Below are 596 nucleotides of genomic sequence, written 5' to 3' on the forward strand. Positions count from 1 at the left end.
GCCCTTGATTATATTCAAAATCTACCGAGCATCAGTGTCTCGACTACAGATACTTCGGGGATCCAAGGGGGGCAAATTCAAAACCGTGGCTTGACCGATAGTGATATGGGTCTCCTGATTGACGGCGCACCTGCTCAGAATGCTACATATTTGACCGAAGATATTGATTCCGAAAACCTCGATAGCGTTAGTATTCTGCCTGGATCCACTCCCGTTGACGTGCCGGCGACTGCAGCAGCCGGAGGCGTGATGAACGAGGTAACACATGACCCGTCGCACAAATTTGGCGGCATGACTGATTTCTCCTACGGAACTAACAACTTGTCGCGCGAGTTCCTGCGTCTTGAGAGCGGAGATATCGGTAATACCGGTGTACGTAGCTTTCTTTCTTTTTCTAATACCCATGCCCGGACTTGGGTAGGGGCGGGCATCAACAACCGTCGTCACCTTGATTTCGGAATGCGTAAAGATTGGCAAAATGGATCTTTTGCTCGCTTCTTCCTAAGCTGGAACAATGAAGATTCCGTTGTTAATAACTACCCCACAGCTTCGCAATTTTATACCTTTAAGCATACCGGTCAAAGTTATGGGCATAC

Annotated in this window: 1 protein-coding gene; it reads left to right on the forward strand. The window is 48.3% G+C overall.

All coding sequences use genetic code 11. From position 1 onward, the window contains the following. Positions 1–596: TonB-dependent receptor plug domain-containing protein (locus tag HK24_RS05550; protein ID WP_158092988.1), on the forward strand; the 596-nt coding region annotated here is incomplete at both ends.

Source organism: Gluconobacter sp. DsW_058, assembly GCF_002153615.1.
Taxonomy (GTDB): domain Bacteria; phylum Pseudomonadota; class Alphaproteobacteria; order Acetobacterales; family Acetobacteraceae; genus Gluconobacter; species Gluconobacter cerinus.